The organism is Salinicoccus jeotgali (assembly GCF_055379195.1).
Genome location: NZ_AP043830.1, coordinates 777,469 through 791,754, shown reverse-complemented (window position 1 = coordinate 791,754; position 14,286 = coordinate 777,469). Strand labels below are relative to the sequence as shown.

Sequence of the window (14,286 nt, the reverse complement as noted above, 5' to 3'; positions counted from 1 at the left end):
GAAACCATGGCATTCGACGGTAATTTTGTCCACGCCCTATTGGGAGAATTGAATAGTCTCCATAGCGGGAAGATAAATAAGATACAACAGATGGATGACACAAGCATGATATTCAAGGTCAGGGCACAAGGTGCAAACCATAACCTTCTGATAAGTGCGCATCCCATGTATGCACGCTTCCATCTGACAGACCATAAATACGAATTTCCATTCGATCCGCCGATGTTTGTGCGTGTTGCCAGAAAACATCTTGAGGGCGGCATCATTGAGACCATCAGACAAATCGGCAACGACCGCCGGGTTGAAATGCACATTCAATCGCGGAATGAACTAGGAGACCCAATCAAACGCATACTCATCCTGGAAATCATGGGACGGCATTCGAACATCATCATAACGGATGCCGACTATATCATCCAGGATGGCATCAAGCACCTCACGCCGAACAACAACAGCAGGACCATCATGCCAGGCTTCCCATATACAGCCCCACCCACTGAGCCGAAACTGAATCCGAGGACGGCGGATATAGAGTCACTTACAGCACGCATCGACTTCAACAGGGGGAAGGTAGGCCGGCAGATCCTCCACAATGTAGAAGGATTCAGTCCACTCTTCGTCAAGGAAGTCGAATATCTCGCGGGTTACTTCACCACTGAAACCATCGTACCGGCAATAAAAGAAGCCATGCATCAGGCGGAAGAGATAAAGCCTGTGCTCTATACGTCCGGTGACGCTGAAATATTCTATTTCACTCCACTCAGCCACCTTGGTGCACCGGATGCAACATATGATTCGCTCTCTGGATTGATGGACGACTATTACCATGACAGATACAGGAAGTCGCTGATCAGACAGAAGGCACAAGATTATGTCCATTTGATCGAACGTGAATATGACCGTACAGAACGTAAGATAGAAAAGCTCAAGGCGGACCTCGCTGAAGCGGAGAAGATGGATGAATACCAAAAGTACGGGGAACTGCTCACTGCATATATGCACCAGGTCAAACCATACGATGAAAGCATCGAAGTCATCGATTATTATACCGATGAACCTCTGAGCATCCCCCTCGATAAGAATCGTACAGCGAGTGAAAATGCCCAACGCTACTATAAGATGTACAATAAACTGAAGACGCGCGAAAGCAGCGCCGCTACACAGCTGGAGCGCTCATACCAGGACATTAAATACCTCGCTTCACTGCTGCATCAGATGGAAAGCATCAGCACTGAAGAAGAAGTTGAAGAGATAAGGGAGGAATTGGGCGAGCAGGGCATCATCAAGAACAATCGTAGACAACCGAAGAAGAAAAAGCATAAAATTCAGCTTCATCCTTACCGGACAACGAATGGACTGGATGTACTGGTCGGTAAAAACAACAAGCAGAACGACTATCTGACGAGTAAAAAAGCACAGAACAACCATCTGTGGTTCCACACAAAAGACATCCCAGGTTCCCACGTCGTCATCTTGCATACTGAAGGCGAAATAGAAGAACAGGATATTCTGGAAGCTGCGATGATAGCAGCCTATCACTCCAAGGCCCGAGACTCGGAGTCGGTGCCTGTCGATTTTACAAAAGTCCGGCATGTGCATAAAGTCAGCGGTGCAAAACCTGGTTTTGTGACCTATACTGACCAGCAGACCGTAAATGTCACTCCAGACCGCGGAAAAGTGATGAAAATGGCACAGCCGGAAGCATAATAAGAAAAGCCACCTCCACAATATATTGTGGAGGTGGCTTTTCTTTAATAGAGGCTCATATAGCGTTCGGCAGATTTTGCCCAACTGTAGTCCGATTGCATCATGTTATTGAACAAGGCATCCATATGCGCCTTGTCATGGTAGATGGATCGGCTGTACCTCATGGCATCGAGCAGTTCATGGGCATTGTAGCTTTCGAATGAAAATCCGTTCCCTACATGATTGAACTCGTTATATGGCACGACCGTATCCTTCAATCCACCAGTTTCCCTGACGATTGGAACCGTTAGATATCTGATGGCGATCAGCTGGCCCAGACCGCACGGTTCAAACAGGCTCGGCATGATGAAGAAATCACTGGAAGCATAGATTTTCCTGGCATAGGATTCACTGAATCCGATTGTCGCATGCACCTTCCCGGGGAAATTATGGACAAGTGATTTGAAATAATCCTCATACTGCTGCTCTCCTGATCCGAGTACGACGAGTTGGACATCCTCCATCAGGAATTCATGCATGACATGTGTGATGAGATCCAGACCTTTTTGTGAAACGAGACGAGTCACAATGCCGTACATGGGGATTGCCTCATCCACTTCCAATCCGAGAGCACTCTGAAGCGCCGTCTTATTTTTCAGTTTGGTCTTGCATGATGATCGGTATCTATAGTCAAGTGCATCATCTTTCAGGGGATTATATTCTGTCACATCCAGACCATTGATGATGCCATGCAGATCATGCCTCCTGTATTCGAGCACCGTCTCCAGACCTTCACCGAAAAATGGCGTCAGAATCTCTTCGGCATATGTTTCGGACACGGTCGTAATGACATCCGCATGATGGATGGCGGTTTTCATCATGTTAAGCATGCCCTGCCACTCGAATCCCGCGAAATGCTCCATGCCGAAGTTGAACATATCCCCGAAGGCCGAGTGATCCATCCATCCCTGATACTGGATATTATGGATCGTGTAGACAATCTTCATGCCGGGGTGTGGCCGTTTGATGCTGCCGATTGCAACGGCAGCCCCAGTCTGCCAATCATGACAATGGAGCACATCATAATTTTCATCTGTACGGTACATGAATTCAATGATCGCATTCGAAAAGTAGGCAAAGCGCTCCCCATCATCGATATATCCGTAGAGGCCGTCACGGTTGAAGTAGTACTCATTATCTACAAAATAGTAGGTGACTCTCCTATCTGTATATTTCAAGATGCGGGTATACTGGTTGCGCCATCCTACCGGGGTATTGTAGATCATCACTTCCTCCATATCCCGGCGGTAATCTGAATGGATGATTCCCTTATATAGAGGCAAAATGACCGACACCTCTGCCCCTTCCTTGACAAGTGCCTGCGGCAGGCTGCCGATGACATCGGCCAACCCACCTGACTTGATGAACGGTGTGCATTCACTTGCAGCAAAAAGTACATGTTTCATGCTGTCACTTCTTCCCATATCAAATTAGATCTCGGTACGCTTGGCCAGAACATAAGGTTTTTCTTCAGAACCCATCAGCTGGCGTCCTTCTGTAATCCTGACATCTTTATCCAATATCACATTCTCAAGGTGGACATCGGGTTCGATTCTGCAATTTGCAAAAATGATGGAGTTTTTAATGACTGCTCCTTTGCCGATCTTGACATTGCGGCCGATTATCGAGCGTTCGACAGTTCCTTCGACCGTGACGCCATTTGCCAAGATTGATTTTTTGACGTTGCTGGTCTTCTTATAGAGCGTCGGTGGGCTGGTGCTCACTTTCGTCTTCACTCTATTCTTGCCGAAGAAGAATTTGCGGTAGCGGTCTTTTTCCAGCAATGCCATGCTGTTGTTGAAATATGTTTCAATCGAATGGAAGTAATGTGTTTTTGCCGTTATATCAAAAAAACCTGTATTATACTCTTCAAGCTTCTCTCTTATGCCATTATGGAAGAAACTCGGCTTGTAATTGTTGATGCAGAACGTGACGATGTTCATAAGGACAGATTTTTTAATGATGTATACGCCTGTATAAAGGTGCGAGTTTTCTTGATCGTGTGTAAATCCAGTAACCTGATCCCCTTCTGTAATGAGGCGAAGGATCGGGCCTTCTGGAGGGGTTTCAACTTTTTCTGAAACGAATGTCACGTCCCTATCATTCTTGATATGCTGTTCAACCGCTTCAGAGTAATCGGTATTCGATATGAACTGGGAGCCGGAGACGAGCACATGATTTCCTTTAAAACGGCTGAACAGATCGGAGTGGTTATGGAAATGCTTAAGATCTCCCTGTGATACGTCAGTCGGATCATTCCAGTCAGGGGGAAGGACGAATATTTTAGATTGTCTTCCTTCAATGCCGAAATCTTCTTTGCGGTTCAGATGATCGAGTAATGATCTGAATTTATTGCCAGCAAATACTCCTATGACATTGACGCCTGAATTATTCATGCTGGTGATTGCGAAATCAATCAGTCTATAGCGCCCCATGAATGGCACCGACCCACTGCTCCTAAAATAAGTCAATTCATCCAGGTAATCCTGTTCAGGCTGTAGATTGATCAGTCCAAGTATTTCGTTATCCATTATGATTGCCCCCCTTTTGGCAGATAGTCGTCTAAAGTATCATGACTGATGACGATAGGCTCTTCGTCCTCGGCGAGTATTTCAGCACCATCCGGCACCTCAACACCTGAAGTGACGATTACACGCTCAAGTCGGACACCTTCGCCGATTACTGCATCAGGTAGTATGATGGAGTCTTTGATGCTTGAGCCTGCCCCCGTCTCCACACCGATGAAGAGTATCGAATTATCGATTTTTCCTTCAATGAAAGAACCTGGAGAAATGAGTGAATCCTTTATCTCCGCTGTTTCTCCGATGTACTCCGGTGGACGGTTTTCTTCGTTCGGATAAGTAGGCCATTCTTTGGACATCAGCAAAGTCTGGAAATCGTCTTTCAGCAGATCCATATTTGCTTCCCAATAACTTTTGATTGTGCCTACATCTTTCCAGTAGCCTTCAAAATTGTAGGCGAACAATCTCTTCTCATCCGACAGCATCATTGGGATGATGTCCTTCCCGAAATCATGTTCGCTGTCTTCCTTCTTTTCATCTTCGAGCAGGTATGGTCTAATCGTTTCCCATTTGAAGATGTAGACTCCCATTGAAGCCATATTGTTTTTTGGCTCCTCGGGCTTCTCATCAAATTCATATATGCTCATATCTTCATTCGTGTTCAGAATGCCGAATCGGCTGGCATCTTCCCATGGTACCTCAATTGCCGAGATGGTGGTATCGGCATCATTGGCCCGGTGGAATTCGAGCATTTTAGTATAATCCATCTGATAGATATGATCGCCACTCAGGACAATCAGATTATCAGGCTCGTATTGATCGATAAAATGCAGATTCTTGACGATTGCATCTGCCGTACCACTGAACCAGGCACTGCCCTCACGGTTGGAATGCGGCGAGAGTACACTGACGCCCCCATATTGCCTGTCAAGGCCCCAAGGTTTGCCGATGCCGATGTGCTTATTGAGCATTAAGGGTGAGTATTGTACGAGCACCCCGACTGTCGAAATACCCGAGTTGGCCAGGTTGCTCATTGTAAAATCGATGATTCTATACTTCCCTCCAAACGGTACAGCTGGCTTGGCGATATCCTTCGTCAGTTCGCCAAGCCGCGTGCCCTTTCCCCCTGCCAGCAGCATGGCTACAGTATTAGATGTCATATTACTTCCTCCTGTCTGTGTCATCTTCAAGATCGAATACTTGAAAAGCAAGTGGTGCGATGGATACTTTTATATATTGGTCTTCGCGGATATAATGTTCATCCGTTGAAAAATGCCTGCCGTCATTCATGACGTCGGAACCTGAATATTTGTCTTCATCACTATTGAAGATTTCCCGATAGACGCCGGGTTCAGGCACTGGGATTTTAAAATCATGATATACTTCCGGACGGTAGTTGAATATGCATACTTTAAAAGTCTCCTTGTATCTGCGTACATAGCTGAGGACGGAATGCGTATTATCGTCGACGAGCAGCCATTTGAACCCTTCAGGCATGTAATCCCATTTATGGAACTCAGGATGCGTCCTATAGAACGCGTTCAGGTCAGCGGTATATTTCTGCAGGGAGTGATGGTACGGATATTCGAGAAGATGCCAGTCGACCTGCCCCTTATCCTTCCATTCATGGAACATCCCTATTTCCTGCCCCATGAACAGTAGCTGTTTTCCTGGTTCTGTGGTCTGATTGCCATATAACAGCCGGGTCTGGGCAAATTTTTGCCATTGGTCTCCAGCCATCTTATCGACTATGGATTTCTTACCATGGACAACCTCATCGTGGGACAGAGGCAATAGATAATTCTCATTGTACTTATATGCCATCGAAAACGTGAGTTTATTGTGGATGTTTGCCCGCGCGTAGAAATCCTGTTCCATATAATCAAGCCGATCATGCATCCAGCCGAGATCCCATTTGAAATTGAAGCCGAGTCCGCCGGTGTGGACCGGGTGGGTGATTTTCGCCTCATCGGAAGAATCTTCCGCCATCATAAGGAGCGTTTCATCATACATGAAGGCAGCTTTATTCAATTTCTTCAGGAACTCCACCCCGGCAATGTTCGTCTCACTGCCGTCTTCGTTATAGATTTTATCCCGGGCTTCATGGTTTTCGAAGTTCAGGTCAATCATGCTGTGCACAGCATCGATCCTAAGACCATCGATGTGGAATTCACGCAACCAATACATCGCCGAAGAGATGAGGAAAGATTGTACTTCAGGCCGTCCGTAATCGAACGTCAACGTTCCCCACTGGCGTTTTTCAGCAATTCTCGGATCAGGATGTTCATAGACAGGCATGCCGTCGAACATCCTTAATCCATGCGCGTCTTTACAGAAATGGGCGGGTACAAAGTCCATGACGACACCGATTCCCGCTTCATGCAGACGGTTGATCAGGCGCTTCAATCCAGCCGGCTCCCCAAAACGGCTGGTCGGAGAGAAGTAGCCTGTCACCTGGTAACCCCAGGACAAGTCAAAGGGATGTTCAGTCAAAGGCATGAACTCAACATGTGTGTATCCCATCTTCTCCACATATGGCACCAATGCTTCAGCAATTTCATCATAGCTGAAATGGGCAGCATCAGTCAGCTCATCGACGGTGTTATAATCTGCACTGTCCACGGCATGTCTCATCCAAGTCCCCAGATGGACTTCATAAATGCTGATCGGGGCTTGATAGACATTGCTTCTGCTTCTTTTCGCCATCCATTCATCATCCGTAAAGGTGAAATCATCGTGGTGGACGATGCTGGCTGTTGCCGGTCGCCGTTCATGGTAGAATCCATAGGGATCTGATTTCAGATGGGATGTGCCCTGAAAATAAATCTTATACTTATAGGCGTCCCCTTTTTTCATGTTGGGGGTTTTGAAAATCCATAGACCTTGATCGCCCAAAGGCTCAAAATCCATGCCTTCACCACTGTAGTCATTGTGCTCACACGCGAGCTGCACATGCGTAGCATTCGGCGCCCAGGTGATGAATCGCACCTCATCACCCAAAACGTGAGCCCCCATGAATTGGTAGGCATTGTAGTGGGTGCCCTGGTGAAACAGATATTTATCCATTTCCAACCGCTCTGCACTCAAAATATCTCCCCCTTTACGTTATACTATGTCCATACCCATTTTTATGGTGTTACAACTTATAAATTTGGAATGATACATTTACAGCAATTTCAGAATATTTATTTAAATGATAATTATACATGCAACAATCATTTACTACAACTAGATGGAGGAACTTTATGTATGACGCATATCTAGATGCATCAGATCAGATTACTATAGTCAAAAAAAATGCCAGTTCGGAAAATACAGCGTCCATTTCCGTCATGCAGAATGGCGAAGCGCTTGAAATCCACCCGGCCCATATCAGCGATAAGTGCACCACCATTTCGTTAGCACATCCCCTGAACCTCGATCATTTCACTTTTCTGATTATAGGCGGGCGGCATATCCCACTTGAGATGGGCCGCTATACCTTTTCTACAGAATTCGACTTGAAGTATGCAACCGATCAGCAGATGGGTGCCATCTATACAAAAGAACAGACCATCTTCAGAGTATTTGCTCCGACAGTCTTCCAGTGCAGACTGCTCCTTGATGGTCAACCTTATAATATGGATAAAATTGGCGGCTACTTTGAAAAAGTCATTTCCCACGACTGTCATGGCAAAAATTATCATTTCGAAGCGAGCCACAATCATGTGACGCATTTCGTCATCGATCCGTATGTCAAGGCAGTGTCAGCCAACGCAAAAGAGGCTATGGTTGTCGATTTCGAACGCATCAACCCCAACTACCGGAAACATCATGTACCAGATATACCGAATGATTCAGCAATCATCTACGAAACCCATGTAAGGGACATCACCAGTCATCCGAACAGTGGTGTCAGTGAAGCATGGAGAGGCCTCTTCCTCGGGATGACGGAAGATACGGAGACCGGCCACCGGCTGAGCAGCGGACTCAATTATCTGAAGGAGCTAGGTGTCACCCACATAGAATTGATGCCGGTCAATGACTTTTCGACCGTTGATGAATTGAATCGGGATAAAAGTTATAACTGGGGATATGACCCTCATTTCTTTATGGTGCCTGAAGGCAGTTATGCAACAAATCCTTCAGACCCGATCAGCCGCATCGTCGAACTCCAAAACCTTATACTTACATTACATGAGAATGGCATGAAAGTCGTTTTGGATGTAGTCTTGAATCATGTATATAGGGTGGAACACTCGAGTTTCGAGAAATTGGTACCCGGCTATTACTTCAGACATAATGCTGATCTATCCTTGTCGAACGGCACGGGAGTCGGCAATGATTTCGCCTCAGAAAAAATGATGGCCCGCCGCTTCATTCTTGAAACGATGGAATTCTGGCTCGATTTCTACCGGGTCGACGGTTACCGGTTTGATCTTATGGGGGCGCTCGATATCGAAACAATGCAAGGTATAGAACATATTTCAAAAGAACAGGACCGGGAAATTTTCCTCCTGGGAGAAGGTTGGGACTTGCCGACAGCCTTGGAGTATCATAAAAAGACACTCCCTGAATTTTCAGATCGCATTCCGAGTGTCCATTTCTTTAACGACCATTTCCGCGATGTGATCAAAGGCAGCAATTTTGAACTGAGCGAAAAGGGGTATGTAAATGGAGATGGACAAGGCGCCCAAGCTATCAGGGAAATGTTCACTGGGAGTTTCAAAGCATTCAATCCGGGTATGAGCATCAATTATGTGGAAGTTCATGACAACCATACGTTATATGACCGCCTCAAGTATTCCTCGGACAAGCGGCAGTATGTGCTTGAGAGTCAACATCAGCTTGCAACTGCGTTGACCCTGCTATCGTTCGGCACACCATTTCTGCACGCCGGACAGGAATTCTTCAGGACCAAATATGGTCATGGAAATACGTATAATCTAAGCGACCTGTTGAACCGCATGGACTGGAACCGCAGAGCCAAGTATCAGGATAATATTGAATTCATCAAAGCAGTAATACGTTTCAGGCTAGAAGAAGATGTCTTCCGCCTGAAAAATCCTGACGAAATTAAAAAGGCGCTTACATTCATGACGTTCAACAACTTGCCGCAAGCCTTCGGGGTGCAGATCAGCCACGAGGAGAGCGAGTTTATGATCATCATCAATCCGACGGAAAAATCCGTCGAACTTGGATATGGCTCGGATGATTCCTATAGGATCATACTCTCAAACCAGCGTTGGCATGATAAGGCCGTATATGCCAATAGTCTCTATATTAAAGGGTATGAAGTCGTTATACTGAGGAAGATGGCCGATGCCGCCTAATACACAACAGACCAGGAAGGTGATTGAAGTGGAAAGAACACAATGGGAAAATAATATTGAGGGAAGTTTCATCACACAGGAGCAATATGATCGTCTACCAGAAGAAGAGAAGAATGACGCATTTACCGGTACTCTTGCATTCGGGACAGCAGGCATAAGGGGGAAAATCGGACTCGGGCCGAACCGTCTGAACCGATATACAGTCGAGAAAGTGGCGCTTGGCATTGCACATAGCTTAAAAGATGATGATGATTCACTCGTCGTCATAGGTTATGATACCCGCCACTTTTCACCAGAATTTGCCCAAGCCATGACGAGTGTCCTTGTTACCAACAATGTATCAGTCAAGCTCTCAAAACAATATATTTCAACGCCGGAGCTCTCGTTCCATGTCAGGGAACACAATGCAGACCTCGGGGTCATGATAACGGCAAGCCATAATCCACCGGAGTATAATGGCATTAAAGTGTACGGTGCGGATGGTGCCCAGCTGATCGATCGGCCGGCTTCACTACTGAGTGAGAAGATCAACGCGATAGAAGATATATTCAACATTGCTGCCATTCCTTTTGAAGAAGCGTTGGAAAACGGCGACGCTGGATACATTTCTACTGAAATGGAAGAGCTCTATAAGCAGAGAATTACTGCGTTCATTCCAGAAATTCCAAAATCCGACCTTAAAGTCGTATTCACAAGCCTGCATGGAACGAGTGTGCCGATTGTGCCCGAGCTGCTCGATACACTTGGATTCAACGGTTATCAACTGGTCGAGGAACAATGTCGCCCCGACGGTGATTTTCCTTCGGTCGAATCTCCAAACCCGGAGAACGAGTCTGCATTTGAAGAGGCACGGACACTTGGCAAAAAGGATGAAGCCGATCTGCTCATTGCCACAGATCCCGACGCCGACAGAATTGGAGTGCAGGTCCTGCATAATGGTGAGTATGTCCATTTGAACGGCAACCAGCTCGGTATACTGCTTCTCAACCATCGCTTGGATAACCACGACGGCCCAAGTCCGGTCGTCATCAAATCAATTGTGACAAGCGACTTAGGCCGTAAGATTGCAGAAGATAAAGGTGCAGAGATGATAGAAGTTCTGACTGGTTTCAAGTATATCGGTGAGCAGATCAAGATGCTTGAAGACAATCCCGAAAAACAGTTCATATTCGGCTACGAAGAAAGCTACGGTTTTCTCCTTGAACCATTCGTGCGTGACAAAGACGCCATACAGATTGTGCCGTACCTTGTCTCGATGGCAAGCGCACTGAAGAATGAAGGCCGGACGCTTGTGGATGTCTTGGAATCAATCTACGAAACGTACGGCAGGCGTATGGAAGTTCTTTTCAGTCATACCTTCGAAGGGACGAGCGGCAAGGAGGAAATCAATGAAATCATGAGGCAGTTCCGCACCAACACCCCTAAAAAGCTCGACCGGAGGGAAGTGGTCATGTCTGAAGATTTTAAGACTCAGACTCGGACGTATCAAGATGGCCGGACAGAAAAGATTGAACTCCCACAAGCCGATGTCATCAAAATTCATTTCCAGGATGGCTGGATTGCTCTAAGGCCGTCAGGTACAGAACCAAAAATAAAACTTTATGCCTCCTTAGATAGTGAACACATTGAACAGGAAGCCAAATTCATAAACGATATGATATTTGGTGTATGATGAAAAAAGCTCAAACTGGAACTGAAGTTCCAGTTTGAGCTTTTATTTTGATAGTGATGTCTTGAAATCCATGACCGTCTTCTGTTGACCATCAGAAAGAGTCCCGCGATTGGCACTTACCTCGACCAATGCATCGAGATTACTCAATGTAAAGAGAGTAAAACCTGACTGGCTGAATGCTTCAGCCGCCTGGGGCAGGCCATAAGTGAAGATTCCGATCACCTTAAGCACCTCAGCTCCACCTTCCTTCAAGGCTTCAGCCGCTTCAATACTCGAACCACCGGTGGAAATCAGATCTTCGATGAGCACTACTTTTTTACCGGAGATATCCGCGCCTTCAATCTGATTCCCCTTACCATGCTTTTTCTTGCTTCCCCGGACATAACACATCGGCAATTGCAGACGCTCGCTGACGAACGCAGCGTGTGGAATTCCAGCGGTGGAGGTTCCGGCAATGACTTCTGCTTCAGGCATCTGCTCTTTGATTACTGAGGCGAATGCATCCGCAATTTCGTTTCTTGCCTGTATATCCCCTATTATTTTGCGGTTGTCACAGTATATGGGAGATTCTATGCCACTCGCCCAAGTGAAAGGTGCTTCAGGACTGAGCTCTACGGCTCCTACATCAAGAAGTATTTCTGCAGTGCGTAATTCCATCTATTGTTCCCCGCTTTCAAATTCTTTTTTGATCTTATAATATTTTTCTGATGGATTCGGGTCTCTGGTGATGGAGCGCCCTACCACAATATAGTCGCACCCGGCACTTTTAGCTCCTTCAGGTGTAATGATACGCACCTGGTCATCCTGTGTGTCCGACTGCATGCGGATGCCTGGTGTGACGGTTTTAAATTCCTTGCCACAAGCTTCATGGACAAGCTCTGCTTCAAGTGGGGAACACACTACACCATCAAGGCCTGCAGATTGCGCAAGTTTCGCAAAATGAACGACGCTCTCATCGAGGCTCAATCTGGAACCCAGTTCTTCATGGACCAGCTCTTCGCTCATCGATGTGAGCTGGGTGACAGCGATGAGCAGCCCGTCAGGGTTGTAGTTTTTGAAGGATTCCGCAGCGCGCTTCATCATCGCCACTCCCCCCTGTGCATGGACATTCGTCATCTGGACATCGAGTGCCGCGAGCCCTTCCATCGCCTTGCCTACTGTATTCGGAATATCGTGGAGCTTCAGATCAAGGAAGACATCATGCCCCATGCTGCGCAGTTCTTTTATGACCTCCGGCCCATTCTGCAGATAAAGCTCCATGCCTACTTTGACGAACAGCGCTTCATCGAAGCGTTTTAGAAATTCGCGTACATGCTCCATCGTACTGAAATCAAGTGCAATTATCGGTCTGTCCATTAGTCTTCCTCCCGTTTGTAGGCGCGCCCCTTCAAGTCATGGATGTGGGCGACACCCATATCTTTCAAGCGTTCTTCCAACCCTCTGATGAGAGTTGGACAGATCATGGGATCAGTAAAGTTCATCGTACCTATTGCCACAGCATCAGCACCTACTGAAATATAGTCGAGTATATCATCCACTGTCGAAATGCCGCCCATCCCGATTATCGGTATGTCGGGCATGTGCTGCCGGACTTGGTAGATCATGTTCAGGCTGACCGGTTTGATGGCCGGACCGCTCAATCCGCCAGTGATGTTAGATAGGATCGGTCGCCCTGTCGTGTCGAGCCTCATGCCTACAAGTGTGTTGATCATTGTCAATCCGTCCGCTATATCTCCGACGCTCTTTGCCATTTCGACGATGTTTGTGACGTTCGGTGAAAGTTTTACATAGACTGGTACGTCAGAAGCTTCTTTGACTGCAGCGGTCAAGCGCCGCGCTGTTTCTGGATCAGTGCCGAATTGGATGCCTCCGGCTTTGACGTTCGGGCATGAAATGTTCAATTCCAGCGCATTGACGTTACCTGCCTTGGATATTTTATCTGCGACCATCACGTAATCATCTATCTCAGTGCCTGCAACATTCGCTATGATGGGCACATCGTACTGTTCAAGGAATTTGAGTTCATGCTCGATGATGTGATCAACCCCAGGGTTCTGCAACCCGATGGCGTTCAGCATGCCACTTGAAGTCTCTGCCACGCGCGGGGTGGGATTGCCTTTTCTTGCCTCATGCGTTGCAGCTTTGATCATTATTGCACCAAGCTGTGAAAGATCATAGAGTCGGGAGAATTCCTCACCAAAACTGAAGCAGCCTGATGCCGGCATTACCGGATTCTTAAGGTTTAACCCCGGCAGGGAGATATGCATCGCCTCTTTGTTCATAACACTATCTCCCCTTTCCTGAAGACCGGGCCATCAGTGCAAAGCTTGACATATTCACCCTCCGTTGTTTCGCATACACATGCGTAGCACACACCAAAGCCGCATCCCATCCGTTCCTCAAGCGAAATATAACCATCAATCTCCATCGTCTCGGAAAGTGCCCTCAGCATTACTTTCGGACCACAAGCGTAAAAGCGGTCGAAAGGTCCATCAAGTGCTTCGATGACATCTGTAACGAATCCTTTCGTGCCGTATGAACCATCAGCCGTGGAGACAAATGTTTCACCGAGTGCACTGAATTTATCTTCATAGAAAACATCTTTCTGTGAATTGAATCCCAGTACATGGGTAGTTTTCACGCCTCGCGCGTTCAACTGTTTGGATAATTCATAAAGAGGTGGAACACCGATGCCCCCGCCTATTATGAGTACATGTCTGTCACGTTCCAATGGATAGCCGTTGCCGAGGGGGGATAATATATCCAAGTTCTCCCCGGCACGTCTGTCCGCTAATTTGGAAGTCCCTGCGCCATCCGCCCTATATATGATGGTAAAGCGCGAAGCTTCCTGATCGATGCTGGCGATTGAGATGGGCCGCCTCAGTACATGCTCGGTCGACTCGTCGATGCGCACGTGGACGAACTGTCCCGGTGTCTTCATATCTGAAGTGAGCGCCCCTTCAAGCTCCATCTCGAATACCCGGTCGGCAATCTCGTCATTGGCAATTATGGTCATGAGTGTCTTCATATGATC

At 46.9% G+C, this 14,286-nt stretch carries 11 protein-coding genes; 3 read left to right on the top strand and 8 right to left on the bottom strand.

Going from position 1 to position 14,286, the window contains the following annotated elements:
• The first annotated feature begins 6 nt into the window (after positions 1–6).
• On the top strand, positions 7–1,707 hold the full coding sequence (locus ACZ43I_RS04010; RefSeq protein ID WP_344701296.1) for an Rqc2 family fibronectin-binding protein: 1,701 nt from the start codon (positions 7–9) through the stop codon (positions 1,705–1,707).
• A gap of 44 nt (positions 1,708–1,751) precedes the next feature.
• Here ACZ43I_RS04010 and glgA read toward each other — a convergent pair whose 3' ends face one another.
• Genes glgA through glgB form a run of 4 tightly spaced genes read right to left on the bottom strand, consistent with a single transcriptional unit; the run spans position 1,752 to position 7,355 of the window.
• The gene (gene glgA, locus ACZ43I_RS04005) at positions 1,752–3,152 is read right to left on the bottom strand and encodes a glycogen synthase GlgA (protein ID WP_344701294.1); all 1,401 of its coding nucleotides are present in this window, start codon (positions 3,150–3,152) and stop codon (positions 1,752–1,754) included.
• 24 nt (positions 3,153–3,176) lie between these two features.
• Positions 3,177–4,277, bottom strand: coding sequence for a glucose-1-phosphate adenylyltransferase subunit GlgD (gene glgD / locus ACZ43I_RS04000; RefSeq protein WP_344701292.1), 1,101 nt, complete (start codon positions 4,275–4,277; stop codon positions 3,177–3,179).
• Positions 4,277–5,428, bottom strand: a complete 1,152-nt coding sequence (locus ACZ43I_RS03995; protein ID WP_344701290.1) for a glucose-1-phosphate adenylyltransferase — start codon at positions 5,426–5,428, stop codon at positions 4,277–4,279. The genes glgD and ACZ43I_RS03995 overlap by 1 nt, the downstream gene beginning before the upstream one ends.
• Before the next feature lies 1 nt (position 5,429).
• Positions 5,430–7,355: a 1,4-alpha-glucan branching protein GlgB gene (glgB, locus tag ACZ43I_RS03990; RefSeq protein WP_344701288.1), complete on the bottom strand. Its 1,926-nt coding sequence runs from the start codon at positions 7,353–7,355 to the stop codon at positions 5,430–5,432.
• A 158-nt stretch (positions 7,356–7,513) separates the two neighbouring features.
• On the opposite strand from glgB, the gene pulA reads away from it, so the two are divergent.
• A complete protein-coding gene (gene pulA, locus ACZ43I_RS03985) occupies positions 7,514–9,580 on the top strand; it encodes a type I pullulanase (RefSeq protein ID WP_344701286.1) in 2,067 nt (688 codons plus the stop codon).
• The gene (locus ACZ43I_RS03980; protein WP_344701284.1) at positions 9,570–11,252 is read left to right on the top strand and encodes a phospho-sugar mutase; all 1,683 of its coding nucleotides are present in this window, start codon (positions 9,570–9,572) and stop codon (positions 11,250–11,252) included. Before pulA ends, ACZ43I_RS03980 begins: the two co-directional genes overlap by 11 nt.
• A 42-nt stretch (positions 11,253–11,294) precedes the next feature.
• Here ACZ43I_RS03980 and pyrE read toward each other — a convergent pair whose 3' ends face one another.
• The 4 genes from pyrE to ACZ43I_RS03960 are packed head-to-tail and all read right to left on the bottom strand — an operon-like array spanning position 11,295 to position 14,280.
• A complete protein-coding gene (pyrE, locus tag ACZ43I_RS03975; protein ID WP_344701282.1) occupies positions 11,295–11,909 on the bottom strand; it encodes an orotate phosphoribosyltransferase in 615 nt (204 codons plus the stop codon).
• Positions 11,910–12,608 (bottom strand): orotidine-5'-phosphate decarboxylase, encoded by a 699-nt coding sequence (gene pyrF / locus ACZ43I_RS03970; protein ID WP_344701280.1) that lies wholly within the window; start codon positions 12,606–12,608, stop codon positions 11,910–11,912. It lies immediately after the preceding gene.
• Positions 12,608–13,534, bottom strand: coding sequence for a dihydroorotate dehydrogenase (locus ACZ43I_RS03965; RefSeq protein WP_344701278.1), 927 nt, complete (start codon positions 13,532–13,534; stop codon positions 12,608–12,610). Before ACZ43I_RS03965 ends, pyrF begins: the two co-directional genes overlap by 1 nt.
• Positions 13,531–14,280, bottom strand: coding sequence for a dihydroorotate dehydrogenase electron transfer subunit (locus ACZ43I_RS03960; protein ID WP_344701276.1), 750 nt, complete (start codon positions 14,278–14,280; stop codon positions 13,531–13,533). The genes ACZ43I_RS03965 and ACZ43I_RS03960 overlap by 4 nt, the downstream gene beginning before the upstream one ends.
• Between the last annotated feature and the right edge of the window lie 6 nt (positions 14,281–14,286).

Excerpts from the sequence above, each read along its gene's own strand:
- ACZ43I_RS04010 (WP_344701296.1), top strand. The coding sequence starts at position 7 with ATGGCATTCGACGGTAATTTTGTCCACGCCCTATTGGGAGAATTGAAT.
- glgA (WP_344701294.1), bottom strand. The coding sequence starts at position 3,152 with ATGAAACATGTACTTTTTGCTGCAAGTGAATGCACACCGTTCATCAAG.
- glgD (WP_344701292.1), bottom strand. The coding sequence starts at position 4,277 with ATGGATAACGAAATACTTGGACTGATCAATCTACAGCCTGAACAGGAT.
- ACZ43I_RS03995 (WP_344701290.1), bottom strand. The coding sequence starts at position 5,428 with ATGACATCTAATACTGTAGCCATGCTGCTGGCAGGGGGAAAGGGCACG.
- pulA (WP_344701286.1), top strand. The coding sequence starts at position 7,514 with ATGTATGACGCATATCTAGATGCATCAGATCAGATTACTATAGTCAAA.
- ACZ43I_RS03980 (WP_344701284.1), top strand. The coding sequence starts at position 9,570 with ATGCCGCCTAATACACAACAGACCAGGAAGGTGATTGAAGTGGAAAGA.
- pyrE (WP_344701282.1), bottom strand. The coding sequence starts at position 11,909 with ATGGAATTACGCACTGCAGAAATACTTCTTGATGTAGGAGCCGTAGAG.
- pyrF (WP_344701280.1), bottom strand. The coding sequence starts at position 12,608 with ATGGACAGACCGATAATTGCACTTGATTTCAGTACGATGGAGCATGTA.
- ACZ43I_RS03965 (WP_344701278.1), bottom strand. The coding sequence starts at position 13,534 with ATGAACAAAGAGGCGATGCATATCTCCCTGCCGGGGTTAAACCTTAAG.
- ACZ43I_RS03960 (WP_344701276.1), bottom strand. The coding sequence starts at position 14,280 with ATGAAGACACTCATGACCATAATTGCCAATGACGAGATTGCCGACCGG.